Here is a 25,319-nt window from a genome sequence, read left to right as displayed (position 1 = left end):
TGCCCTTGGTATAAGAATGTGGTGGCGCTTTAGGGCAGGGCGCGGAGGAAGGCCAGCGGAGGACGCCTGCGCGCATCATCGGCGCCAACTCAATTATCTCCACCACCCCGGCGAAGGCCGGGGCCCAGTTGGGCAACGTCGCTAACGGAAGGTCGGCACGCCGTTATTGCCACCTTTCCAACTGGGCCCCGGCCTCCGCCGGGGTGGTTGCTCAGTTGGACGGCAGCCCTGATCGACTTACTCGATTGCCGCAGTGCAGCAAAATAATCATACCGAACGGTAGTTATCATATGGTCGACGATTATATCCCGAGTCCAGCTTGAGATAGATCAGGAATTCCATGACCACCACCGCCCACGGCTACGCCGCACAATCCCCAGAAACCCCGCTCGCCCCGTTCAGCTTCGAGCGCCGCGAACCCGGCAAGACCGACGTCGCGATCGACATCGCATTCTGCGGCGTCTGCCATTCCGACCTCCACACCGCCAAGGGCGAGTGGGAAGGCACGCTCTACCCCTGCGTCCCCGGCCACGAGATCGTCGGCCACGTCACCGCAGTCGGCAGCGACGTCACCAAGTTCAAGGTCGGCGACGTCGTCGGCGTCGGCTGCATGGTCGACAGCTGCGGCGAATGCCCGTCGTGCAAGGACGGCGAAGAGCAATATTGCGAGACCACCGGTTTCGTCGGCACCTATAACGGTCCCGATCCCGTGCTTGGCGGCCACACCTTCGGCGGCTATTCGGACAAGATCGTCGTCGACGAAGGCTTCGTGCTGAAGGTCTCGCATCCCGAGGCCGACCTCGCTGCGGTCGCGCCGTTGCTCTGCGCCGGCATTACGACGTACTCGCCGCTCAAGCACTGGAAGGTCGGCCCTGGGCAGAAGGTCGGCATCGTCGGTCTTGGCGGTCTCGGCCACATGGGCGTAAAGATCGCCAACGCGATGGGCGCCGAGGTCTATGTCTTCTCGACCTCGCCGAACAAGCGCGACGATGCCAAGCGTCTCGGCGCGAAGGACCTGATCGTGTCGAAGGACGAAGCCGCGATGGCCGAACACGCCAACAGCTTCGACTTCATCCTCAACACCGTCGCGGCGAGCCACAACCTCGACACCTTCACCGCGTTGCTGAAGCGCGACGGGACGATGACGCTGGTCGGCGTCCCCGAGCACGCGCATCCGTCGCCCTCGGTCGGCAACCTCATCTTCAAGCGCCGCGCGATCGCCGGCTCGCTGATCGGCGGCATCGCCGAGACGCAGGAGATGCTCGATTTCTGCAACGAGCACGGCCTGGTGTCGGACATCGAGATGATCCGCATGGACGAGATCGAACCCTCGTATCAGCGCATGGTGAAAAGCGACGTGAAGTACCGCTTCGTCATCGACATGGCGACGATGAAGACGGCCTGATTGGGGAAGGGGCGGCGCGCGCGTCGGGTGCCGCCCCCACTGCTCCCTCCCCTTCAGGGGAGGGTCGGGGGGGGCAGTGCCACAAGCGCTTGCATGTGCGGCCAGGCCCCACCCCAACCCTCCCCTGAAGGGGAGGGGGTAAGAAGGAGCAACACCACCACCCCGGCGAAGGCCGGGGCCCAAGTGGGAAGGCCAATCTGATGAAGGGCAGCTCTTCGTTAGCAACGTTTCCCAATTGGGCCCCGGCCTGCGCCGGGGTGGTACTTTGCCTGCCGAATTTTCTCAGCCGTCCCAATCACCACCGATAATTAAAACTGATACTGATCCGCTCGCCCTTGGCAGCATTCGGCACGACCTCATGCCGCAACCAGCTCTCCCACAAGAACACACTCCCCGGCTTAGGCTCGGCGTAAACAAACGTCCGCAGATCCTCCGCAGCATCCTCCAGCCGCGTTGGCGCCGCCATCATCATAGGCAACCGCGGATCCTCCAGCTTCAGCGCCCCAGCCCCTTCCGGAATCGCGACGTACATCGTCCCCGACACCACGCTATGCGGATGAATATGCCCCGAATGCGCGCCACCGGGCTTCAGGACGTTCACCCAAAGACTGTCGAGCTTCAACTTCCGCCCGCCCAGATCGAACGCACAGTCCTTAGCGAACTGCGCGACATGCTTGTTCAGCAGCCGCACCAGATCCCCGAACCGCGGATCGCGCAGCGGCAGGTCGTTCAGCGACGCATACGACGTATACCCGCGATACCCATGCGCCTTCGACCACGCGACCCCGGCGCGATCCGCTTTCGCCAGTTCGAGCGCCGCGTCCTCCAGTTCCTCGACCAGATCGTCGTCGCCGAGATCGGCCTCGTAGAACCGCGTGGCAAACAAAGAGCGAGTGGTCATGGCTGCATCCTCAACGCGACATCGTTCATGAAGCGGACGTCGTCGCCCTCCGCCAGCCACTTGGCCTCCGCCGCGACCGCGCCGAGCATGTCGGACAACGGCTCGATCTCGGCTTTCGCATAATTGCCGAGCACGTACCCGGTTACGCGATCCTTGTGCCCGGGATGCCCGATCCCCAGGCGCACGCGGCGAAACTCCGGCCCCAGATGCTGGTCGGTCGAGCGCAGCCCATTATGTCCCGCGGTCCCGCCGCCGGTCTTCACCTTCACGCGGAACGGCGCGATATCGAGTTCGTCGTGGAACACCGTCAGCGCCTCGACGCCGAGCTTGTAGAACCGCAGCGCCTCGCCGATCGCGCGCCCACTCTCGTTCATGAAGGTCGCCGGCTTCAGCAGCAGGATCCTGGTCGAGCCGATCCGCCCCTCCTGCGTCCAGCCCTGGAACTGCTTCTTGACCGCGCCGAAGCCGTGCACCTCGGCGATCGCGTCGGCGACCATGAACCCGACATTGTGCCGGTGCATCGCATATTGCGCCCCCGGATTGCCGAGTCCCGCCCAGATCTGCACGTGTGATTCTCCAAAACGAAACGGCTCGCCGGCCCGTTAAACCATTGTTGTTCCCCTGCGAAAGCAGGGGCCCAGGATTACAGGCGATACCGCTGCTTGATCCTGGACCCCCGCGTTCGCGGGGGAACGGTGAGGTGCGTTCCGAGCCAGCAGCCCCATAAAACGAAACGGGCGGGAAAGCCCTAGCTTTCCCGCCCGCCAGATCATCCTAGGACGAAGGGCTGAACCCTCAGTCCTTCTTCTGCGGCGTGATCTTGTCGTCGTCGTTGTCATCGTCGTTAGGCTCGACGGCCGGCTCGTCCTCGGCAGCAGCCTCGGCAGCCTGTGCTTCGGCGACTTCAGCCTCGAGCTCTTCGTCCTCGACGGTCGGCACGGTCGGCGGCACGATCGTGGCGATCGCGAAGTCGCGGTCGTCGATCGCGGGCGTGGCGCCCTTGGGCAGCTTCACGTCGCTGATGTGGATCGAATCACCGATCTCCAGACCGGCGAGCGAAATCGTGATCTCGCTCGGGATGTCCGAAGCGTCGACGACCAGCTCGATCTCGTGACGCGTGATGTTGAGGACGCCCTTGCCCTTCTTGATGCCCGGTGCGTCGTCCTCGTCGGTGAACGCGATCGGCACCGCGACGGTGACGGTCGAATGCTCGCCGATGCGCAGGAAGTCGACATGGATCGGACGATCCGAAACCGGGTGGAACGACACGTCCTTCGGCAGCGTGCGCACGCCGTTGACCATCACGACGGAATTCATGAAGTGGCCGGTCATCAGCGCCTTCATCAGCGCCTTTTCCTCGAGGTGAACCGAGGTTGGTTCCTGGTTCAGGCCGTAGATCACGGCAGGCACGCGGCCATCACGACGCAGCGCCCGGGAGGCTCCCTTGCCAACCCGGTCACGCGTCTCGGCTGCGAGCGTCAACTGGTCGCTCATCTGTATTCTCCGAAACTCGTTTGTTGTCCTTCCCGCCCACGCCTCCAGGGATGACCATGGACCGGAAGCGCGGGCGCATAGCGGAAGTGGCGGGGAAAAGCAATTCTGCGCCTTGGGAGTGCGTCCCCGCCAGCCTCGGAGGTGCGTCCCCACCAAATGCCGTCACCCCAGCGAAAGCTGGGGTATCCCCGTAACGAAGCGCTCCAGCCGCACGAGACCCCAGCTTTCGCTGGGGTGACGCAATGGTTGGGCGGGGCGTCGCGATTAAACCCGGCAGATTAAACCCGGTAGTGGCTTAATACTGTACGCGCTCGGCCTTCACGCCAAGCTTAGCCAACTGCGCCTGAACGCTATCCTTGCCTGCCAGATGCCCCGCACCAACCGCGATGAACACAGTCCCCGGCGTCCCGAGTCGAGTCTTCACCCACTCCGCCCAACGCGCATTGCGATCCACCAGCAGCACCTTCGCCACCTCTGGCGAGTCCTTCAAACTATCGTTCATCTCCTTGGCAAGCGCCTCAGGATCCCCCTTCGCCCACTCGTCCACCATCGTCGCCATCGTCGTCTCAAGCTTAGGCAACTCGTCGATCGTGCTCCCCAGAAACTGGATCTGCGCCTTCTGCGACAGCCCCCCGAAGTACCCCAGCTGCTGCTCCGCCGTCTCAAGCCCAATCACCGGCTTCCCCGCAGCCTTGGCCGCCGCGGTAATCACCTGCTCGGGCCCGTTCGACGCATCATACCCAAGCTTCGACAGCGGCGCGATCGACAGGTTGGTCGCCGCCAGCCAAGGCTTGAACCGATCGAACGCATTCGCCGGCAGCCCCAGATCGGTCACCGCCTTTGCATACGCCGCACGCTTGTCCGCGGGCAGCTGCTCGGTCAGCGTCGGCCCGTCCTTCGCCACGCCGGTCGCCATCACCAGCGACTGCATCTTTGCAGGGTCCGGCATCACCAGCTCCAGCACCACCTGGTTCGAGCGATCGAACGCGGTCTTCACCGCCTCGTCGAACCACGTCATGCCGGGCTTCAACACGTGGATCGTCCCGAACAGGTAGATCGTCGTGTCCTTGTCCTTCACCACCCACAGCGCCGGATCGGCATCGTTAGCGGCTTGTGGTGCAGCCTTAGGCGCAGTTTGCGCACAGGCGGGGAGGGCAAGGGTTAGGGCTATGGCTGAAAGCGCCGAGCGGATAGGCCTAAAGTTCAACGAACGTCCTTCTATCGATAGATGCGGCTTGCCAGCCACGCTGTGTGTATGTCGTGTGCCATACGACTATTGCTAGATCATGCCCCATCCGCCAAAGCCCGCGCGTGACAAAGCCTCTTAGCTTCCAGCGCATGATCCTGACGCTCCACGATTACTGGAGCGAACACGGATGCCTGATCCTGCAGCCCTACGACATGGAAATGGGCGCGGGCACCTTCCACACCGCCACGACGCTCCGCGCACTCGGGCCGAAACCGTGGAACGCCGCGTTCGTCCAGCCCTGCCGCCGCCCGACCGACGGGCGGTATGGCGAGAACCCCAACCGGCTCCAGCATTACTACCAGTACCAGGTCATCCTGAAACCGAGCCCCGCCAACCTCCAGGAACTCTACCTGGGATCGCTCGCGGCGATCGGCATCGACATGCTGAAGCACGACATCCGCTTCGTCGAGGACGACTGGGAGAGCCCCACGCTCGGCGCCTGGGGTCTCGGCTGGGAAGTCTGGTGCGACGGCATGGAGGTGACTCAGTTCACCTATTTCCAACAGATGGGCGGCTTCGACATGAAGCCCGTCGCCGGCGAACTCACCTACGGGTTGGAGCGCCTCGCGATGTACATCCAGGACAAGGACTCGGTCTACGACCTCGCGTTTAACGACGCCGGCGTGACCTACGGCGACGTGTTCCTGGAGAACGAGCAGGAGATGTCGAAGTGGAACTTCGAGATCGCCGACACGGACTCGCTGTTCGACCAGTTCCGCAAGCACGTCGCGGAATGCGAGAACAGCCTGTCAGCCAAACTCCCGATCCCGGCCTACGAGCAGGCGATCAAAGCCAGCCACATCTTCAACCTGCTGCAAGCACGAGGCGTAATCTCCGTAGCCGAACGCCAAGCCTATATGGGCCGCGTCCGAGACCTTGCGAAGGGCGCCTGCGCAGCCTGGATGGACAAGCACGGATGGGCAGCGTGATGCGCGCCCGTAGCGCCGCAGGCCTGAATCAATCCTTCTTATCTCTTCGCGCCTTTGCGCCTTCGCGTGAGAAAATCTTGTTCACGCAAAGGCGCGATGGCGCGAAGATGGAGCGTTCCGCGTGACTGATTTCCTCCTAGAACTCCGCTCAGAAGAAATCCCAGCCCGGATGCAGGCGCGTGCGCGCGAAGATCTGTCGAAGCTGTTCACCGCCGAGCTCGCCAAGGCCGGCATCGCCACCAGCGCCATCGTCACCTACGCGACCCCGCGTCGCCTGACGCTGATCGCGCGCGACCTGCCGCTCGAGACCGCCGCCGTCTCCGAGGAAACGAAAGGCCCCAAGACCTCGGCGCCCCCGCAGGCACTCGAAGGCTTCCTCCGCAAAACCGGCCTCATGCGCGAGCAACTGATAGACCGCAGCGGCACGCTGTTCGCGGTCACCGAGAAGCCCGGCCGCGCCACCGCCGCCGTGCTCGCAGACGCGATCCCCGCGATCGTCCGCGCGTTCCCGTGGCCGAAGTCGATGCGCTGGGGCGACGCCTCCGCCAGCACTGAATCGCTCCGGTGGGTCCGCCCGCTGCAAGGCATCGTCGCGCTGCTCGGCGAAGAGATCGTGCCGTTCGAGATCGCCGGGATCGCCAGCGGCGCCGCTACGCTCGGCCACCGCTTCCACCACCCGTACCAGATCACGATCGGCGGCGCGCACGACTATGTCGAGAAGCTGCGTGCCTGCCACGTCATCGTCGACCACGACGAACGCGCCACGCTGATCCGCGACCACGCCCGCGAAGCCGCAATGCAGGCCGGTCTCGAACTGATCGAGGACGAGGGCCTAGTCGCGGAGAATGCCGGGCTGACGGAATGGCCGATTCCCCTGCTCGGCCAGTTCGACCCCGCGTTTCTCGACGTCCCGCCCGAGGTGATCCAGCTCACGGCGCGCGTGAACCAGAAATATTTCGTCTGCCGGAGCGCCGACGGAAAATTGGCGAACGCGTTCGTCTGTACCGCTAACATCGCCGCGCACGACGGCGGCGCGAAGATCGTCGAGGGCAATCGCAAGGTGTTGGCGGCACGGCTGTCGGACGCAAAGTTCTTCTACGACACCGACCTGAAGGTCCCGCTCGCAGAGCAGGCGGCCAAGCTGTCGAAGATCGTCTTCCACGAAAAGCTCGGCACGGTAGCCGACAAGGTCGACCGCGTCGCGAAGCTCGCCCGCTGGCTGGTAGAAGAGGGCATAGTCACTTCTGCTTCTGCTCCCCTCCCGCTCGCGGGAGGGGTCGGGGGAGGGCCTGACGCAACCACCACCGCTGCGTTCGAGGCTAACCCCTCCCCCGACCCCTCCCGCAAGCGGGAGGGGAGCAGTGAGTTGGCAACCCTAGCCGACCGCGCAGCCCGCCTAGCAAAAGCAGACCTCGTCACCGGCATGGTCGGCGAGTTCCCCGAGCTACAAGGCCTGATGGGCGGCTACTACGCCGCCGCGCAGGGCGAGCACCCGTCCGTCGCCACCGCCATCCGAGACCACTACAAGCCGGTCGGCCAAGGCGACGACGTCCCCACCGACCCGGTAACGGTTGCTGTAAGCTTGGCGGACAAGCTAGATACGCTTGTCGGATTCTTTTCGCAGGATATGATCCCAACAGGATCAAAAGATCCATTTGCTCTCCGAAGAGCGGCGTTGGGATGCATCACTTTACTCGAGAAAAACTCGATAAGGTTGCCGATCATAAAAACCTATGCGCAGCAAGCTGGCGGCTTTTTATATAAGTCGATGGTAGAAAATGCGGATATAGTAATTAAGCGAGATTTCGAAGGTTTGAAGCGTACGAACCTTTCGCCACGAGATTTTGATATCGATGCTTATGTTGCGCAATTTACACAGGCCCCAGTAGATGAAGCAACCGAGCGGTTCTTCGGTGGTCTTCCACGTCTTCTCGACTTCTTCGCCGACCGCCTCAAAGTTCAGCAACGCGAAGCCGGCGTCCGGCACGACCTGATCGACGCGGTGTTCGCGCTCGGTGGCGAGGACGATCTCGTCCGGCTGCTCGCGCGCGTCCACGCGCTCCAGGCGTTCGTCACCACCGAGGACGGTGCGAACCTGCTCGCCGGCTACAAGCGCGCCGCCAATATCCTGAAGAAGGAAGGCGGCGCTCAACCAAAGCCCGTCACCCCAGCGAACGCTGGGGTATCCGCGGGGAGCGAGGGACAGGAGCCGCAGGAAACCCCAGCTTTCGCTGGGGTGACGGATGGGGCGGGGGATGACGTTGTGGTCGGAGGGCCCGCGCAACAAACGCTGTCCTACACCCCCGAACCGGCAGAGACCGCGTTGATGACCGCGCTCGACTCCGCCGAACCCCGCGCCACCGCCGCGATCGAACGCGAGGATTTCGCCGCCGCGATGGCCGCGCTCGCGTCGCTGCGTGCGCCGATCGACGCATTCTTTGATAGCGTTATCGTCAACGATTCCGACGCCGCCAAGCGCTCCGCCCGTCTCGCGCTACTTGAGCGAGTCCGCGCCGCAGTGCACAATGTCGCAGATTTTTCGAAGATCGAGGGCTGATTGAAACCGGAAGTGCAGACGGCTCCCAGCGTCTGTACTTCCTATACTTCACTTTTGCCCCACCCATAAAAACAGGCACTTAGAGGACCGACCATGACCCAATATGTGTACCGCTTCGGCGGCGGTGTTTCGGATGGCGGCAAGGGCGACAAGAACCTGCTCGGCGGTAAGGGCGCGAACCTCGCCGAGATGGCGTCGATCGGCCTGCCGGTCCCGCCGGGCTTCACGATCTCGACCGATTTCTGCGCGGTCTATTATGACGAGGGCGGCCAGTTCCCGCAGAGCCTGCGCGACGAGGTCGCCACCGGCCTCGCCCACATCGAGGGCGTCACCGGCAAGACATTCGGCGACCCCGCCGACCCGCTGCTCGTCTCCGTCCGGAGCGGCGCCCGCGCGTCGATGCCGGGGATGATGGACACCGTCCTCAACCTCGGCCTGAACGACGAGACCGTCGAAGGCCTCGCCGCCAAGTCCGAGGACGCACGGTTCGCGTGGGACAGCTATCGCCGCTTCATCCAGATGTACGCCGACGTCGTCCTCGAACTCGATCACGGCGCGTTCGAGGAAGCGCTGGAGATCGCCAAGGAAGACCAGGGCTTCACGCTCGACACCGAGCTGTCGGCCGACGACCTGCGCAAACTCGTCGCGGAGTATAAGGGACTCGTCGAGAAGCTCTGGGGCAAGCCGTTCCCGCAGGACGTCCACGACCAGCTCTGGGGCGCGGTCGGCGCGGTGTTCGGCTCGTGGCAGTCGGAGCGTGCGAAAGTCTATCGCCGGCTCAACGACATCCCCGGCGGCTGGGGCACCGCGGTCAACATCCAGGCGATGGTGTTCGGCAACATGGGCGACACCTCGGCGACCGGCGTCGCGTTCACGCGCGACCCGTCGAAGGGCGACCGCGCCTATTACGGCGAGTTCCTGATCAATGCGCAGGGTGAGGACGTCGTCGCCGGCATCCGCACGCCGCAGTATCTGACCAAGACCGCGCGCGAAGACGCCGGCGCCAAGCCCGCCTCGATGGAAGAGGCGATGCCCGAGGTCTATCATCAGCTCGCCGACGTGTTCGACACGCTCGAAAACCACTATCGCGACATGCAGGACATCGAGTTCACGGTCGAGAAGACCAAGCTTTGGATGCTCCAGACGCGCGCCGGCAAGCGCACCGCCAAGGCCGCGCTCAAGATCGCCGTCGACATGGCGAACGAGGGGCTCATCACCCGCGAGGAAGCGATCCTGCGCATCGAGCCGATGGCGCTCGACCAGCTCCTCCACCCGACGCTCGATCCCAAGGCGACGCGCGACGTGCTGACCAAGGGCCTCCCCGCATCGCCGGGTGCAGCCTCGGGTGCGGTCGTGTTCGACGCCGATGCCGCGGAGAAGAAGGCCGCGGACGGTGTCGCGGTGATCCTCGTCCGTACCGAAACCTCGCCCGACGACATCCACGGCATGCACGCGGCCAAGGGCATCCTGACCGCACGCGGCGGCATGACGAGCCACGCTGCCGTGGTGGCGCGCGGCATGGGACGCCCCTGCGTCTCGGGTGCCGGCACGCTGTCGATCGACGCCAAGGCGAAGATCATGCGCTGCGGCGGCCGTGAGGTGAAGGAGGGCGACCTGCTCACCATCGACGGCACCACCGGCGAAGTGATGATCGGCGCGGTCGCGACCGTGCAGCCCGAGCTGTCCGGCGATTTCGCGACGCTGATGGTCTGGGCCGACGAGGTCCGCCGCCTGAAGGTCCGCGCCAACGCCGAAACGCCGGAAGATTGCCGCGTCGCGCGCGAGTTCGGCGCCGAGGGCGTCGGTCTCTGCCGCACCGAGCACATGTTCTTCGAGAGCAGCCGCATCACCAACGTCCGCCAGATGATCCTAGCATCGGACGAGAAGGGCCGCCGCGTCGCGCTCGAGAAGCTGCTCCCCGAACAGCGCAAGGACTTTACGGAAATCCTCGAGGTGATGGCGGGGCTCCCAGTGACGATCCGCCTGCTCGATCCGCCGCTGCATGAATTCCTGCCGCACGAGGAATCCGAGTTCGCCGAAGTCGCAACCGCAGCGGGCGTCGACGTCGACACCCTCAAGCGCCGCGCTGCGGAACTGCACGAGTTCAACCCGATGCTCGGCCACCGCGGCTGCCGTCTCGGCGTGACCTATCCCGAGATCTACGAGATGCAGGCGCGCGCCATCTTCGAAGCGGCCGTGGATGTCGCCGAAAAGTCCGGCGCAGCCCCGATCCCCGAAGTCATGATCCCGCTCGTCGCCACCCGCCGCGAGCTGGAGCTGATGAAGGCCGTGGTAGACAAGGCCGCCCAGGCCGTGTTCGCCGAGAAGGGCCGGACGATCGAGTATCTCGTCGGCACGATGATCGAGTTGCCGCGCGCAGCCCTCCGCGCCGGTGAAATCGCGGAAGTCGGCGAGTTCTTCTCGTTCGGCACCAACGACCTGACGCAGACGACGCTTGGCGTCAGCCGAGACGACGCTTCGCGCTTCCTCGGCGCGTATGTCGAGCAGGGCATCTACGCCAAGGACCCGTTCGTCAGCATCGACGTCGAAGGCGTCGGCGAACTGATCGAGATCGCAGCGGAACGTGGCCGGAAAACCCGCGAGGGCATCAAGCTCGGCATCTGCGGCGAACACGGCGGCGATCCGGCAAGCATCGCGTTCTGCGAAAAGGTCGGCCTCGATTACGTCTCGGCCAGCCCCTACCGAGTCCCGATCGCCCGCCTCGCCGCGGCGCAAGCAGCGCTGTCGAAGAAGTAAGCACTACCCTCAAGCAAGGCACCACCCCGGCGAAGGCCGGGGCCCAATTGGAACGTCCAAGGTAACGAAGGACAGCCTCCAGTTACCTCGCGTCCCCAATTGGGCCCCGGCCTCCGCCGGGGTGGAAGAAGAAAAGAATGTTTCCCCGCGAAGGCGGGGACCCAGACTGGGCTCCCGCCTTCGCGGGAGAACAAGGGGCAGGGGGCTGAGCTAGTAGCCAACCCCCAGACCTCACTGACGCTGATCGAAATCGAACCAACCACGCTTAGTCCCATCGGCATTATACGCCGGCCGAGCATAAGCATACGCCGGCCGAGCATAAGCCGGCCGCGCCGAAGACAGTGCCCCGGGCCGCGACGTATCGACAACCGGATCACGCCCGACAACCGGGTCACGTCCGACCACCGGCGCCCGCTCGACAACCGGAGCCGCAACCCGCGCGGCCTCGACCTCCTTCACCAACCGAGCATTCTCCCGCTCGGCCTCGACCGCCCGCTTCTCCGCAGCCGCCGCCCGGACATCGCCATCCTTCTTCACCGAAGCATGCGCATCGCGCTCTGCCAGATAGCGCGCCTTCCACTTCTTGCCCCCCGGATGGCTCGCTAATCCGAACAGCCAGCCGGCAACGAAAACCAGCGCAAGCGCCGCAAACTGCGTAGGTGTGGAAAACAACGGCATCGTAAAAACCCTCCTGTTACGGGAGCCCAACGATCCGCCGCGCCGCCGGTTGCTTCAGGTCTTGATCAGCGCATCGGAGATCGAACACGCCGCCGGCCCGAGGATGACGACGAACAGCACCGGCAGGATGAACAGGATCAGCGGGATCGTCATGATCGCCGGCAACCGCGCCGCCTTCTCCTCCGCCCGCATCATCCGCTCGTTGCGGAATTCGCCCGACAACACGCGCAGTGCAGACGCGAGCGGCGTGCCGTATTTCTCGGTCTGGATCATCGTCGTGACGACGCCCTTCACCGCATCCAGCTTTACCCGCTGTGCCAGATTCTCGAACGCCGACCGTCGATCCGTCAGGAATCCGAGCTCGATCGCAGTCAGCGTAAATTCCTCGCCAAGCTCGGGATAGGCCCGCCCCAGTTCGCGCGCGACGCGGTGGAACGCGGCATCGACGGTCAACCCGGCCTCCGCGCAGATCACCAGCAGATCGAGCGCGTCGGGAAGCCCCTTGCGGATCGCATCCGACCGTTTCTTGATCTTGTTGTCGAGATACAGATCCGGCGCCTTGTAGCTCAGGATAAAGGTCAGCGCGACGAGCCCGTATTTCTTCAGCGGCGACCATGTCGCGAAGCCATCGGTGCCGTACACCCAGTACAACATGGCGCTGCCCAGCACGATCGGCAGCACGAGCCGGCCGAAGATCACCGCCGGGGCCCATTCCTTCGACCGGATCCCTGCCTGCATCAGCTTGAGCTGGACCGCCTTGACCTGGCTGTCCTGCAACATCTTCATCGACGACAGCATGCCGCGCATCTTGTCGGCGGTGTCGTTGCGCTGGACGAGCTTGGCGCGCCGCTTGGTCGAGGCGGTGATACCTGCCTTCAACTGTTCGCGGCGATCGTTGAGCGCCTTCACGCGCTTGGTCATCGGATCGCTGACCGTGGTGGCGGCATAGATCGCGACCATCACCGCGAACGCGGCAACGCCCGACAGGATCGTCGCGACCCATAATACGTCGAATCCGAGCAGGGTTGGTCCGGCCGTCGTGCCCATCATTGCGCCCCTAAATCTCGAAGCTGATCATCTTGGACATGATGAAGGCGCCGATCGCCATCCACACCATGCCGCCCATGCCGATCGCCATCAGCCGCTCGTCGATGAAGAAATTCTGCATGTAGGTCCCGTTGATGAACCAGATCAGCCCGAAGACGATGAACGGCAAGGCGCCGATGATATACGCCGATGCCTTGGATTCCGACGACATCGCCTTGATCTTGAGTTTCATCTGGCCGCGCATGCGCAGCACGTGCGACAGGTTGGCGAGCGTCTCCGCCAGATTGCCGCCGGTCTCGCGCTGAATCGCGATCGTGATCACAAAGAACTGGAATTCGGGCGTGCCGAGCCGGTCTGCAGTCTCCTGCAGCGCCGCATCCATCGTCCGGCCGATCTTCATCTTGTCGCTGACCGCGCGGAACTCCTCGCCGACCGGGCCCTCGACCTCATGCCCGACGACGCCGATCGTCTCGCTGATCGGCAGGCCCGAGCGCAAGCCCCGGACCAGCAGGTCGATCGCATCGGGAAACTTCGCGGTGAACTTGCCGATCCTCCGCTGGATCGTCTTGCCGACGATGAAATGCGGCAGGCCGACGCCGACGAACACACCGAACAGCAAAGCGAGCAGGATCGGCAGCCCTTTGAGCAGCATCAGCGCCGCGACGACCACCAGTATCCCCGCGGTCGCCATGCCATATTGGCCGACCGTCCAGGTCTTGCCGGTCATCGCGAGGCGCTTGGCGAGCTGGACCGGATTGGGGAGGATGCGCCCGAAGGCGAGATCCATCTTGGTATCGCGGTTCATCGAGATACGTCGCAGCTGCGCTTCGGCAACTACCAGCGCGTCGCCGTGACGTTCGCGCAGCGAGGCGATCCGGCGCGACTGCGCGCGGCCGGCGGACGGTCCCGCAAACGCGAACGCGATCATCCCGAGCACGATCGCTGCGCCGAGGATGACCAACAGGAACGGCATCATCTCCATCGCAGCTATCGCCTTCCGCTCGTCGCGGTCCGGAAGATCCGGCTGCGGCTCATTTGGTTTTCGCCTTGACCGTGCGCTTCGGGATCAATCCCTTCAGGTCGCCAAACTTGCCGATCAGCGATTTGCCCTTTGGCTTGGCGCCATCGGCTGCACTGTCCGGGACGGCGGAGGCGATCGCGGTCACGAGTGCCATGATCGGTGCGATCGTCTTGGACGCCTTCCCGACCTCGGCGAACGGCTTGCCGAGCTTGGCCGCCTGCGCCGCGAGCTTCTGGTCGAAGGGGACGACATAATCGATCTTGCGTTCGATCGAGCCCTCGAAATCCTTGCGACTGATCTCGAGCTGGCCGCCGGCGTGCATCCGGTTCGCGAGCACGAACAGCTGCGTCTGCGGTGCGTTCGTCTTCATCCAGGACAGGATGCGGATCGTGTCGCGGGCGGATGCAAGCGTCAGTTCGGTGACGATCACGCCGAGCTGAACATCGCTGACGAGTTGCGGATGCTGGATCAGCATCCCCCGCGGCAGGTCGACGACGGTGCATTCGAACGCCGCGCGCATTTCTTCCTGCAACTGGTAGAACGCCGATCCATCGGTGACGAGCGGCGCGTTGATCGGCGCTTCGGCGGACAGCACCGACAGTTTCTCCGACGCCTTGACCATCGCGCGTTCGATGAACAGCCCGTCGATCCGGCTCGGATTATCGATCGCGTCGGTCAGGCCGCGGCCCGGTTCGAGATCGAGGCTGAGTGCACCCGTGCCGAAATGCACGTCGAGATCGAGCAACGCGGTTGCGCGCTTTTCCTTGTCCGCGAGCAACCAGGCAAGCGACGTCGCGACCGTCGAGGCGCCGACGCCGCCACGCGTGCCGATCACCGCGACCGAGCAATGCGGTCGATCGGTCGAGATCTCGACATGCTTCGGCGTATTCAGCAGCGTCTGCGCATGACCGAAGGCCTCGCGCAGCATATCGGCGTGCAGCGGCTTCAGGAGATAGTCCTGGATCCCGCTCGACACCAGGTCGCGGTAGAGGCGGACGTCATTGACCTGCCCGGCGGCGATCACCACCGTACCGGGCTCGCACACTTCGGCCAGCGCATTGATATCGTTCAGCGGGTCGCCCGATTCGGCGAGATCGACGAACAGGATCTGCGGCGATGCGGACACCGACAGCGACTGGATCGCGTTGCGCAGGCCGCCCTTGTGGATCTTCTCGACCGCCCAGCCGAGTTCGCTCGCGATCGGCCGCAGGGCCTCGGCGGTGATCTCGTCGCAGACATAGGCGGTAAACGGTTCGCGATGCGCGATGCCGCCCGGCTTCCAGGGTGCGTTCATCACTTCCCTCCCGTGCTGGACGCGGCAAGGCCGGCGGTCCCGGTCGGCGCCTTTTTGCGATAGCTGTCGATCGCCTTGTACGACACCGCCGTATCCGTCGTCTCGTTGCCGGGCGCGCCACGGACCAGATCCGCCGGGTTGGCAACCATCGCCGCAAGGTTGCGGTTGATCGCGCAGCCATAGTTGGACGACGTGTTGGAGGTGAAGTCGTTGGTCGCATCGCGCGACCAGTCGGGGCAGCGCGGTACGTCTGCATGCATCCGGCTGACGACGATCCGGATCGTGCCGGGCGCCACCGGTGCGGGCGTTACCGGCGCATCGGCACCGAGCAACAGGCCATATCGGGCAACCACGGCAGCGACATCGGTACGCGCCGCATACCCCTCCGCCGCCGGATCGTCGATCGCGACCCGGTCGCCATAGCTAAGCCGCATCACGTCTAGCCAGTGGGCCAGCCGCTGCTGTTCCCCGCGGCCCAGCGCGCCGCCGGCGACGCCCAGATCGAGCGCATAGTCCGATCGACTGACGACGGGTTGATGAACCGATTCGAGGCCGCGATTCTCCGTTCCCATGCAGCCGCCGAGCAGCAGCGGGGGGATCAGGAACGCTAGGATCGATTTGTTGATCATCGGAAATCCTTGGTGCGGGAGGCGCGTGGTCGGCTCGGGTTCGTCATCTCAGTTCGAGAAGCCGGGCGCCGGCACGCTGCCGTTCTTGGCTTTGCCGCCGGTGTTGCGCGTGGTTGGTGGCACGACGTCGTCTTCGGGGCGTCGCACATCGCCGCCGAGCGGTGTCGGACGCACCACCGCCGCTGCGCCGACCGAGGGTTGCGCATAGGAGGCAGGGGCAACCGTCGGAACGGGGCGTTTGCCGCCGCCGCTCGCACTGAGCGTCCCGAGCAATACCCGGTCGAGATCGGTCGGTGCGCGCGCGCCGTCGGTCGGCAGCGCGATGTCGCTGGCATTGTTGACCGGTTTCACCAGGTAAGGCGTGATGACGATGACCAGTTCGGTCTCGTTGCGCTGGAACGCGTTCGAGCGGAACAATGCGCCGATAATCGGCAGGTTCGAGAGTCCCGGGGTCTTGTCGTACGAGTTGTTGTGGCTGTTCGACAACAGGCCGCTGATCATCATGCTTTGGCCCGAGCCGAGCTCGACGGTCGTCTCGGTGCGCCTGGTCGTCAGGCCTGGTACGCGCGTGCCGCTAAGCGTCACCGCGTTCGAATAATCGAGCTGCGAGACTTCCGGACGAACACGGAGCGAGATCCGTCCGTCCGACAGCACCGTCGGCGTATACGCCAGGCTGATGCCATATTGCTTATACTCGACCGAGACCGTGCCCAGCGCCTGCGCCAGCGGGATCGGGACTTCGCCGCCTGCAAGGAACGTCCCGGTCTCGCCCGACAGTGCGGTGAGATTGGGATTGGCCAGCGTCGTTACCTGCCCGGTGGTTTCACCGAGATCGATCGCGGTCAGGAAATCCATCCCCAACAGCTTGCCGGCGATACCGAGCGTCGTGCGCTGTGCACCCTTGGTATAGGTCGATGTCTTTAAACCGGTCGTGGGATCATAGGTGATCGTGCCGGGCGTCCCCGACGTGCTGCCGAACAGGATTCCCGATCCGCTGCGGTCCTGCGTCAACAGGTTGACGCCGATGTTCTTGACGAAGCTGCGGCTGACTTCGGCGACGCGCACCTGAAGGTTGACCTGCAACGGCGTCGCGGTCTTCAGCCGCGAGAGGACTTTGGTCGTATCACCCACGAACGCCTGCACCAGGCGTTCGGCCTCGGCGGCATCCTCGGGGGCGAGGACGGTGCCGGTCAGCAGGATCAGGCCGTTCATCGGAGTCGCGACGACCTGCGCCTCGGGCATCGCCAGCCCGAGCATCTGCTGGACCGAATCGAGGTTGTTGCCGACCCGAACCGTCGCCGCATAGACGACCGCGCCACCCTTGGTGGTGGCCGAGATCGTCGTCTCGCCGGTCTTCTTGCCGAACAGATACAATTGGGTCGGCGAGCGGACCTGGACATCGGCGATCGAGTCGTCGGCGACGAACAGGTCGGTCATCGGCCGGGCGAGCGTCACCAGCCGGCCGCGACCGGTGTTGACCTGGACGACCGGCGAACCGGCCGGGGCGATCGCCGCGCCGCGGCGCTGGGCGAGGGCGGGCGCCGACGGTGCGGCACTCGCAGCGGCCAGGGCGACGGCCAGCGGCCAGCCCAGCGGGGTCATCCGGATACGCATGTCAGTTCTTCCCCCCGACCGGAACGATGGTCATTGCGTTGCCGCGTGCGATCCGGACCACCGGCCCCTGAACGATCGGCGTACCGCCGCCACCACCACCGGACTGCGCCATCGGCATGCCCTGCATCGGCGCACCGCCACCTTCGATTGCTTTGCCGGGCACCGTACTGCGCTGGTAGCGCGAGACGTCAGCACCGGTCTGATAGCTCGATGCGCCGGCCGACGGCTGGCTCGCGAGCCGTACCATCATCGCCTTTTCGGCCTTCGGATCATTGCCTTGCGGCACCTTCACGGCCCCGGAGGCGATCGCCTCCTCGAGTTCGGCCGAATTGTCGGCGATCGAGCGGAGCGACAGCGAGAGCGAGCCGAGCGTCTGCGCCACCGCCACCTGTTCGGCCATCTTGGGCGTCGCCTCGATCGTCACGTTCGAAAACGTGCGGACCTGCGTCTTGCCGTCTTCGCCGACGAGATTGTCGGTGCGCTGGTCGGTCGCGAGCACGCGGATGTTGCGCATGATCGTCTCGGACACCTTGAGCGGCTGGCCTTCGCCGCCGCCCGCGACCGTCTGCGTCAGGACCAGATCGATCCGATCGCCTGGAAACACGAAGCCTGCGACCGCGGCCTGCGCCGAGACGGGCACCGTGACCGCGCGCATGCCAGGTCCGAGCGCCGCTGCCAGGAAACCGCGGTCACCGGGCTTTACCAGCGACCCTTGAGTCACCGGCTGCCCGGCGGTGATGATGCTGCGCACCACCGTGCCCTGCAACGACTGGAGATTGGTCTTGTCCCGGAGATAATAGGCGTTGTCGACCAGCTCCTTCGGCCAGGGCTGGAATTTCAGCGCGGTCGCGTCGAGGATCGTGCCGACCGGCAGCGAGCGGGTCGCGACGAGCACCTCGGGGCCGTCGACCACCGGCGCGGTCATGGCGACCGCCCCGGCTTGCGGCGCCGAGCTTCCGGCGATCAGCGTTCTGGCAAAGAATGCTGTGATGGCCGCGACAATCAGCGCGCCAGCCAGCAATATGATTTTACGACTGTCCATGACTAGTTCGTGCCTTTCAGGCGCCGGAATTCTGCTTCGGCGTTAATCATGACTGAAACTGATTAAGGAGTGGTTCGCGCAGCGCGAGCAGCCCTGCGAATGCTATAGCCACGCCGTACGGGACTTCGATCGTCGCCGATGTCTTCTTGATAAGGCGCTCGGCCATCATGACGAGGGTGACGACGCCGCCCGCGATCGACATGACCATCAGCATCGAGAGGAACGCCGGAAACGGCAACCACAGGGCCAGCGCGACGATAAGCTTGACGTCGCCGCCGCCCATCAGGCCGAAATGGAACGCGACCAGGAACGCGGCGAACACCGCGACTGCGACGCCCAGCTGCAATACGACATCGGGCCAGATTTCGAGCCCGTTGGCGTACCACCAGACCGGCGCGAGCAACGCGACCGCGGCATTTTTCCAGTTGGCGATTTCCCGCGTTCGCGCGTCTTCGATGCCGGCGGACACCAGCAGGCCGCCAAGCGCGAAAATCAAAATTGGAAGAGCAATGTTCCACCCCATCGGCTAGACCCTAACGAAGATGGCTTTCGAAAAAGTAACCGTCCCGACCGATTCTTCGTTCGGTTACACGCACGTAGCGCAGCGTGGTGCCGCCGAGGCGGTTCGGCGTGCGATCCCGGCCGATGCGCGAATCGGGTATTGGACTGCCCCCGACGGCTGGGCACTGCGCCGCTTCGACTGGCCTGCCGACGCAGTGTCGCGGCCGCCGCGGGGCGCGGTGCTGTTCCAGACCGGGCGCGGTGATATCTTCGAAAAATACCTGGAGACGTTTGCGCATCTCCATGCAAACGGATGGTCGGTGACCGCGTTCGACTGGCGTGGGCAGGGGGGCTCGGGACGGCTTTCCGGGGACCCCCATGTCGGGCACGTCGACGATTACACGACCTATGACCGCGACCTGGCGGCGTTCTGGTCGGATTGGGTGGCGGAGCGGGGGGTAGCGAGCCAACCTCACGTGATCTTGGGACATTCGATGGGCGGCATGATGGTCGTGCGCGCGCTCGCGGCACGGTCGATCCAGCCCGATGCCGCGATCCTGGTGGCGCCGATGATCGGGCTGAAGTCACCGGTCGGCGCCGGGATCGCCGGTCGTGTCGCGCGGTGGATGGCGTCGCGCGGCAATCCCGCGCGGGGTGCTTGGCGCAGCAACGAGCGGCCGGGTTCGATCGCGTCGCGGCAATCGCTGCTGACGCATGACGCCTCACGCTATGATGACGAGCGCTGGTGGCAGGCGGAACAGCCCGCGCTGTGCCTCGGGCCGCCGAGCTGGTCGTGGTTGGCGCAAGGCTTTGCCGCCGCCGCGGCGCTCGCGGTCGATCCGCGGATCGAGGCGATGGAGACGCCGGTGCTGATGCTTGTCGCGGAAGCCGACAAGCTGGTCGATCCCCATGCGGCCTTGCGGCTCGGCGCGCGGTTGCCCGATGCGCAGATCGTCCGGTTCGGCCGCGAATCGGCGCATGAGATCCTCCGCGAGGCGGACGGCGTGCGTGACCGGGCCTTGGGCGCCATCGATTCGTTCCTCGATGCCGTCGTGCCGCCGCGTCCGTAATGGCCGCGTTCGCGACGCCCGTGTTCGGACCGGTTTACGACGTGGCGATCGTCGGTGCGGGCATGGCCGGCGCCAGCCTCGCCGCCGCCCTTGGATCGGACGCGCGCGTCCTCGTTCTCGAGGCGGAGGCGGCGCCCGGCTATCATGCCACTGGACGATCCGCGGCGTTCTGGTCGGAGACCTATGGCGGTCCAGATATCCAGCCGCTGACCACCGCCTCGGGGCCGCTTCTCCACGCCGGCGGTTATCTGGCACCGCTCGGATCGGTGCATATTGGTCGCGCGGGGGACGAGGCGGCGATCGATGCGTTCCTTGCGGCGTTCGCGGATAGCGCGGTGGTCCTGGATCCGGTCGACCCCGCTGCGTTCGTCCCTGGCCTGCGAGCCGACTGGGTGTTCGGCGTGCAGGAAGCGAGTTGCGCCTATATCGATGTCGCGGCGTTGCATGCGGACAGCATCGCGACCGGCCGGCGTGCCGGCGCGCAGTTCGTCACCGATGCTGCCTTCGTCGAGGCACGCCGCGCCGACGGTATCTGGACGATCGTCACAACCGCGGGAACCGCGCGTGCACGGATCTTGGTGAACGCTGCCGGGGCGTGGGCCGATCGTGTCGCGATCGGCGCGGGGGCGAGGCCATTGGGCCTGCAGGCGTATCGCCGGACGATGGCGCAGTTGCGGACCGATCCCGGTGCGCCGGATACCATGCCGCATGTCGCGGACATCGCCGGGCGGTTCTACTTCAAGCCCGAATCGGGTGGGCGGTTGTGGCTTAGCCCGCACGACGAAACCCCGACCGACCCTTGCGATGCCGCGCCGGAAGAGATCGATGTCGCGATTGCGATCGATCGGTTCGAGCGCGTCGTCGACTGGCGGGTCGCTGCGGTCGAGCGACGCTGGGCCGGGCTGCGGACGTTCGCGCCCGATCGCGTGCCGGTCTACGGCTTCGACCGCGATGTTCCCGGCTTTTTCTGGTGCGCGGGACAGGGCGGCTTCGGGATCCAGACGGCACCTGCCGCCGCCTTGCTCGCTGCCAGCCTGTTGCTGGGCACTGCCCCTGACGCCGCGATCGCGACCCTCGATACGCAGCGCTACTCGCCCCATCGGTTCGCCTGACAGGCGCTACGCTTCGCGAAGTTTAAGCTTCGAAATCGCGAGTCGCGACCGCGCAAACTGATTTTCCTGCTGTGAAAACGATCTGCCGAGAAAAAATTCGCTTACCATTGTGATAAGCAAAAACGGGAATCTATTGAATAAAATTCCGAAATTTTCGGGCGAAAACCAACAGAATCGGTTTCTTGAGTAAAACTAAAAAAATGTTAATTCCCCGCTATGGTTAACGCGCCATGAGTGCCGGCACGAACAAGCATCCGATGATGTCACGATGTGATATTCAACAGATGTGCTTCGCCGGTCCGGTCACTTGGCAGTGGTGTAGTTGCGGATGGACAATATCTTCGTTGGAAGCGCGGTATCTACGATAAGTGTACGTGGCGATCTGGTTCTTCCCGATCAATTCTGCGTTACGATCCAGTCCAGGGGTGTACGGGACGATTTGTTCGTTGGTCTTCATGCCGAAGATCCTTGCCTGCTGGTCTATGATCGCGCGAGCGTCGACGATCATCATGGCGACGTTGCGCGAAACTGGGAGGGGGGTGCGCGCGATACGGTGCTCCGGCGGCGGCTCGGCTTCGTCGCGCCCGCGCAGATGGACGGCAAGGGCCGGCTCCGCATCGCGTCGTGGATGCGGGCCCGCCGCGGGGTGCAACAGCGCGCGTTGCTGGTCGGCATGGGCCGTCATTTCGAAGTCTGGAATCTCGATCAGGTACTCGAACAGGGGCCGGGGGATCTGATCGTCCTCGCCGCGCTGCATCTCAATACGTCGATCATCAAGGAGGATCATCATGAACCTGCTCTGTCACGCCTCGGGGCACGTCGCCGCGCCGCTGGTGCTGGAAAATCAGGGGTTTCTGTTCAGTCGTTGCCAGCGCTGCCGGCACGATCTGATCCGCTCCGCGCCGTCGGTGGTCGGTTCGGCGGGCGATAGCTGGACCGGCGTGCCCGAGGGGTTGCGCGTGGCGTGGCGCTCGGCGGACGTGTCGGCCTTCGATCAGCCGTCATGGGTACGCCAGTCCTGGCGCCGGATGCGCGAGCGCGGCCAGCAATCCGCCACCGCCGTCAGCGACGCCGCGCAGGTCGCGCTTGCGGTGGTCGGCTGGCACGCCACTGACGCGGCGCGCCGCGCGAAGGATACGACGTTGGCCGCCTATCGCTCGGGCCGCCGCGTGATCCGCCTGCCGCGCCCGGCCCGGCCGCCGCACGCCGGCATCGTCATCATCAACCTGACGATGAACCGAGACCCGTCCTGGCAGGACGCGGTCCGCGCGGGCACGCAGTTCGGCGACATGATCGGCGCGTGATGCGGTGGCAGCTGGATGGCGGCGGTTCTGATAGTCCGGTCACACCGGCGCAACGCCGCCGACAGGTGTACAATTACCACCCCGGCGAAGGCCGGGGCCCAATTGAAAAGGTCGGCGTAACGACACGCCGTCCTTAATCAGAGGCGTTTCCCAGTTGGCCCCCGGCCTTCGCCGGGGTGGGGTAACAGACGCCCGGTCTCAGCGTCGCCCAGCCTAGCGCCGCCCGGCGGCCACCGCCGCGTCGCTCGCCAGCTTGTCCGCGCGCTCGTTCTCCGGGTGGCCGGCGTGACCCTTGACCCATTGCCATTCGATCTTGTGCCGGGCCACCGCAGCGAGCAGCGCATGCCACAGCTCCGCGTTCTTCACCGGCTTCTTGTCGGCGGTCTTCCAGCCATTGCGCTGCCAGCCCTTCACCCACTTGGTCAGGCCGTCCATCACGTATTTGCTGTCGGTGTACAGCGTCACCGCACACGGCCGGGTCAGCGCGTTGAGCGCCTCGATCGCCGCGGTCATCTCCATCCGGTTGTTGGTCGTCGGCGTCTCGCCGCCCGACAATTCCTTCTCGTGCGCGCCCATCCGGATCACCGCACCCCAGCCGCCGGGCCCCGGATTGCCCTTGCACGCGCCGTCGGTGAAGATCTCGACCTTGGTGATGGAAACGTCGGTGTCGTCAGTCATGCAAACAGATCGTCCTTGCGATACGCCTCGAACCGCCGCCAATACGCCAACGGATCCTTGCGCGTTACCAGCGCATCCGCTGGCGTATTGAGCCAATCCCACGCGCGCGTCGCCAGGAAGCGAAGGCACGCCCCTTGCGCCAGCACCGGCAGCGCGGCACGTTCGGCATCGGTTAGCGGATGCCGATCAACATACCCCGCGACCAGCGCCTTGCCGACCCCCGCATCATAGCCTTCGCCCTGCGCATCGAACGCCCAGGCGCTGTGCAGGATCGCGAGATCGTAGGCGCGGATATCGGTGCAGGCGAAATAAAAGTCGATCAGCCCCGTCACCCGGTCGCCGAGCATCAGCACATTGTCGGGAAACAGATCGGCATGGATCACGCTGCGCGGCAAGTCGGCGGGCCAAGCCGCGACGACCGCATCCGCTGCCGTGCTCACTGTATCGAACAGCCCGGGCTCGATCGCATCCAGATCGCGGCCGCATTTCGCCAGCAAGGCACGCCACCCGTTGGGCCCCAGCGTGTTCGGCCGCACGCCATCAAACTCGGCGAGGCTGACGTGCATCGCCCCCATCGCGGCGCCCGCCGCATATGCCTGCGCCTCGCTCGGATGCGACACCGACACCCCGGTCAGGAACTCGATCAGGCACGCTGGCCGCCCGCAAAGCTCGTGGATCAGCGCACCGCTGCGATCGGGCAGCGCACGCGGCACCGGGTTGCCGTCGACCGCAAGATGGTCGAGCATCGCCATGAAGAACGGCAGATCGTCCGCGGACACGCGCTTCTCGTACAGCGTCAGGATGAACCGCCCGGTCGTCGTATCGACCAGGTAGTTGCTGTTCTCGACCCCCTCGGCGATGCCCTTGGCCGAGACCAGTTCGCCGTGATCGAACTTGGCGAGGAACGCGCCCAGCGCCTCCGCGGACACCTGCGTGTAGACCGCCATGCTAGGCGGCCGCCTCCAGCCCGCGGGGCAGCTTGAACGCGATCGTCTCGCGGTTGGTCTCGACCTCGCGCTCGGACACCGTGTAGCGCTCCGACAACCGGTCGACGAGTTCGCGCACCAGCAATTCGGGTGCGGACGCGCCCGCGGTGATCCCCAGCGTGCCGACGCCGGCCAGGAAGTCCCAATCGAGCTCGCTCGCACGCTGGATCAGCATCGCCGGCGTACCCTCGCGCTCGGCGACCTCGACCAGCCGCACCGAGTTGGACGAGTTCGGCGCGCCGATCACCAGCACAGCATCGACGCTGTGCGCGATCGCCTTCACCGCGGTCTGGCGGTTCGACGTCGCGTAGCAGATATCCTCGCCGCGGGGCGGCAACATCTGCGGGAAGCGGCGCTGCAACGTCGCCACCACCGCAGCAGTATCGTCCACCGACAACGTCGTCTGCGTCAGGAAGGCGAGGTTCGACGGATCGGCGGGCGCGAATACCTCGGCGTCCTCGACGGTCTCGATCAGCGACATCGCGCCCGCGGGCACCTGTCCGAACGTGCCGATCACCTCGGGATGCCCGGCGTGGCCGATGAACACGATATGCCGGCCCTGCGCGACCAGACGCTCGGCCTGGCGATGCACCTTCGACACCAGAGGACAGGTGGCGTCGAGATATTCGAGCCCGCGATTCTGTGCGTCGAGCGGTACCGATTTCGGCACGCCGTGCGCCGAGAAGACGACCGGCGCCCCATCCGGCACCTCGTCGAGCTCCTCGACGAAGATCGCGCCCTGCGCCTTAAGCGTGTCGACGACGAACTTGTTGTGGACGATCTCGTGGCGGACATAGACCGGAGCACCATGCTTCTCGATCGCCAGTTCGACGATCCGGATGGCGCGGTCGACGCCGGCGCAAAAACCTCGGGGCGCTGCGATCAACAGTTCGAGCGGCGGCTTGTCGATTGGGCTCATGATGCGTCAGCCTCTACGCGATTGCTTGCCTGGACGATAGCCGGTTCCTATGGTGCGCCGCGACAGGGGCCGCTTGCGACATGCGGTGGCCCTTTCGCTCGTTCGAGAAGGTAAGCGTCGCCGTGAAAGCCC

General features: G+C 65.0%; 23 protein-coding genes. 7 read left to right on the top strand and 16 right to left on the bottom strand.

Annotated elements, in window-relative coordinates; all coding sequences use genetic code 11:
• Positions 1–340: 340 nt before the first annotated feature.
• Positions 341–1,405 carry an NAD(P)-dependent alcohol dehydrogenase gene (locus U1763_RS06890; RefSeq protein WP_056065036.1) on the top strand — a complete coding sequence of 355 codons (1,065 nt, stop codon included), beginning with the start codon at positions 341–343 and terminating at the stop codon, positions 1,403–1,405.
• 295 nt (positions 1,406–1,700) lie between these two features.
• On the opposite strand, the gene U1763_RS06885 is transcribed toward U1763_RS06890, so the two are convergent.
• The 4 genes from U1763_RS06885 to U1763_RS06870 form a co-directional block, all read right to left on the bottom strand.
• The gene (locus U1763_RS06885; RefSeq protein ID WP_056047257.1) at positions 1,701–2,306 is read right to left on the bottom strand and encodes a TIGR02466 family protein; all 606 of its coding nucleotides are present in this window, start codon (positions 2,304–2,306) and stop codon (positions 1,701–1,703) included.
• Positions 2,303–2,872, bottom strand: a complete 570-nt coding sequence (gene pth, locus U1763_RS06880) for an aminoacyl-tRNA hydrolase (RefSeq protein WP_120301056.1) — start codon at positions 2,870–2,872, stop codon at positions 2,303–2,305. Before pth ends, U1763_RS06885 begins: the two co-directional genes overlap by 4 nt.
• Before the next feature lie 229 nt (positions 2,873–3,101).
• A complete protein-coding gene (locus U1763_RS06875; protein ID WP_332754639.1) occupies positions 3,102–3,800 on the bottom strand; it encodes a 50S ribosomal protein L25/general stress protein Ctc in 699 nt (232 codons plus the stop codon).
• Between the two features lie 295 nt (positions 3,801–4,095).
• Positions 4,096–5,007, bottom strand: a complete 912-nt coding sequence (locus U1763_RS06870) for a TraB/GumN family protein (RefSeq protein ID WP_332754638.1) — start codon at positions 5,005–5,007, stop codon at positions 4,096–4,098.
• Between the two features lie 131 nt (positions 5,008–5,138).
• Between U1763_RS06870 and U1763_RS06865 the strand changes: the two genes are divergently transcribed.
• The 3 genes from U1763_RS06865 to ppdK all read left to right on the top strand — a co-directional run bounded on the left by U1763_RS06865 (position 5,139) and on the right by ppdK (position 11,292).
• Positions 5,139–5,978, top strand: a complete 840-nt coding sequence (locus tag U1763_RS06865) for a glycine--tRNA ligase subunit alpha (RefSeq protein ID WP_056047263.1) — start codon at positions 5,139–5,141, stop codon at positions 5,976–5,978.
• A gap of 121 nt (positions 5,979–6,099) precedes the next feature.
• On the top strand, positions 6,100–8,535 hold the full coding sequence (gene glyS, locus U1763_RS06860) for a glycine--tRNA ligase subunit beta (protein WP_332754637.1): 2,436 nt from the start codon (positions 6,100–6,102) through the stop codon (positions 8,533–8,535).
• Between the two features lie 93 nt (positions 8,536–8,628).
• Positions 8,629–11,292 (top strand): pyruvate, phosphate dikinase, encoded by a 2,664-nt coding sequence (ppdK, locus tag U1763_RS06855; protein WP_332754636.1) that lies wholly within the window; start codon positions 8,629–8,631, stop codon positions 11,290–11,292.
• 231 nt (positions 11,293–11,523) lie between these two features.
• On the opposite strand, the gene U1763_RS06850 is transcribed toward ppdK, so the two are convergent.
• Genes U1763_RS06850 through U1763_RS06815 form a run of 8 tightly spaced genes read right to left on the bottom strand, consistent with a single transcriptional unit; the run spans position 11,524 to position 19,140 of the window.
• Positions 11,524–11,970, bottom strand: a complete 447-nt coding sequence (locus U1763_RS06850) for a hypothetical protein (protein WP_332754635.1) — start codon at positions 11,968–11,970, stop codon at positions 11,524–11,526.
• Between the two features lie 54 nt (positions 11,971–12,024).
• Positions 12,025–13,017 carry a type II secretion system F family protein gene (locus tag U1763_RS06845; RefSeq protein WP_132736827.1) on the bottom strand — a complete coding sequence of 331 codons (993 nt, stop codon included), beginning with the start codon at positions 13,015–13,017 and terminating at the stop codon, positions 12,025–12,027.
• 10 nt (positions 13,018–13,027) lie between these two features.
• Entirely contained in the window at positions 13,028–13,999 is a 972-nt protein-coding gene (locus tag U1763_RS06840; RefSeq protein WP_132895344.1) for a type II secretion system F family protein, read from the bottom strand.
• A 49-nt stretch (positions 14,000–14,048) separates the two neighbouring features.
• Positions 14,049–15,332, bottom strand: a complete 1,284-nt coding sequence (locus U1763_RS06835; RefSeq protein ID WP_132895343.1) for a pilus assembly protein CpaE — start codon at positions 15,330–15,332, stop codon at positions 14,049–14,051.
• Positions 15,332–15,961, bottom strand: a complete 630-nt coding sequence (locus U1763_RS06830; protein WP_332754634.1) for a CpaD family pilus assembly protein — start codon at positions 15,959–15,961, stop codon at positions 15,332–15,334. The genes U1763_RS06835 and U1763_RS06830 overlap by 1 nt, the downstream gene beginning before the upstream one ends.
• 48 nt (positions 15,962–16,009) lie before the next feature.
• Positions 16,010–17,575 (bottom strand): type II and III secretion system protein family protein, encoded by a 1,566-nt coding sequence (locus tag U1763_RS06825; RefSeq protein ID WP_332754633.1) that lies wholly within the window; start codon positions 17,573–17,575, stop codon positions 16,010–16,012.
• Position 17,576: 1 nt separating this feature from the next.
• A complete protein-coding gene (gene cpaB / locus U1763_RS06820) occupies positions 17,577–18,617 on the bottom strand; it encodes a Flp pilus assembly protein CpaB (protein WP_132895341.1) in 1,041 nt (346 codons plus the stop codon).
• A gap of 46 nt (positions 18,618–18,663) precedes the next feature.
• Entirely contained in the window at positions 18,664–19,140 is a 477-nt protein-coding gene (locus U1763_RS06815) for an A24 family peptidase (protein ID WP_332754632.1), read from the bottom strand.
• A 19-nt stretch (positions 19,141–19,159) separates the two neighbouring features.
• Between U1763_RS06815 and U1763_RS06810 the strand changes: the two genes are divergently transcribed.
• Together U1763_RS06810 and U1763_RS06805 are read left to right on the top strand one after the other, a co-directional pair.
• The gene (locus tag U1763_RS06810) at positions 19,160–20,188 is read left to right on the top strand and encodes an alpha/beta fold hydrolase (protein ID WP_332754631.1); all 1,029 of its coding nucleotides are present in this window, start codon (positions 19,160–19,162) and stop codon (positions 20,186–20,188) included.
• The gene (locus U1763_RS06805; protein WP_332754630.1) at positions 20,188–21,300 is read left to right on the top strand and encodes an NAD(P)/FAD-dependent oxidoreductase; all 1,113 of its coding nucleotides are present in this window, start codon (positions 20,188–20,190) and stop codon (positions 21,298–21,300) included. The genes U1763_RS06810 and U1763_RS06805 overlap by 1 nt, the downstream gene beginning before the upstream one ends.
• Before the next feature lie 277 nt (positions 21,301–21,577).
• On the opposite strand, the gene U1763_RS06800 is transcribed toward U1763_RS06805, so the two are convergent.
• Positions 21,578–22,090 carry a hypothetical protein gene (locus U1763_RS06800; RefSeq protein WP_332754629.1) on the bottom strand — a complete coding sequence of 171 codons (513 nt, stop codon included), beginning with the start codon at positions 22,088–22,090 and terminating at the stop codon, positions 21,578–21,580.
• Here U1763_RS06800 and U1763_RS06795 point away from each other — a divergent pair.
• Positions 22,089–22,604, top strand: coding sequence for a hypothetical protein (locus U1763_RS06795; protein ID WP_332754628.1), 516 nt, complete (start codon positions 22,089–22,091; stop codon positions 22,602–22,604). The genes U1763_RS06800 and U1763_RS06795 overlap by 2 nt on opposite strands.
• A gap of 213 nt (positions 22,605–22,817) precedes the next feature.
• Here U1763_RS06795 and rnhA read toward each other — a convergent pair whose 3' ends face one another.
• Genes rnhA through ispH form a run of 3 tightly spaced genes read right to left on the bottom strand, consistent with a single transcriptional unit; the run spans position 22,818 to position 25,187 of the window.
• On the bottom strand, positions 22,818–23,282 hold the full coding sequence (rnhA, locus tag U1763_RS06790) for a ribonuclease HI (protein ID WP_132735670.1): 465 nt from the start codon (positions 23,280–23,282) through the stop codon (positions 22,818–22,820).
• Positions 23,279–24,229 carry a homoserine kinase gene (gene thrB, locus U1763_RS06785; RefSeq protein ID WP_332754627.1) on the bottom strand — a complete coding sequence of 317 codons (951 nt, stop codon included), beginning with the start codon at positions 24,227–24,229 and terminating at the stop codon, positions 23,279–23,281. Before thrB ends, rnhA begins: the two co-directional genes overlap by 4 nt.
• A gap of 1 nt (position 24,230) precedes the next feature.
• Positions 24,231–25,187: a 4-hydroxy-3-methylbut-2-enyl diphosphate reductase gene (ispH, locus tag U1763_RS06780; RefSeq protein ID WP_132735665.1), complete on the bottom strand. Its 957-nt coding sequence runs from the start codon at positions 25,185–25,187 to the stop codon at positions 24,231–24,233.
• Between the last annotated feature and the right edge of the window lie 132 nt (positions 25,188–25,319).

Origin of the sequence: Sphingomonas sorbitolis, assembly GCF_036663875.1 — a bacterium.
Taxonomy (GTDB): domain Bacteria; phylum Pseudomonadota; class Alphaproteobacteria; order Sphingomonadales; family Sphingomonadaceae; genus Sphingomonas.
Note: the sequence above shows the minus strand (reverse complement) of the source record. Positions and strands in the feature narration are given on the sequence as shown.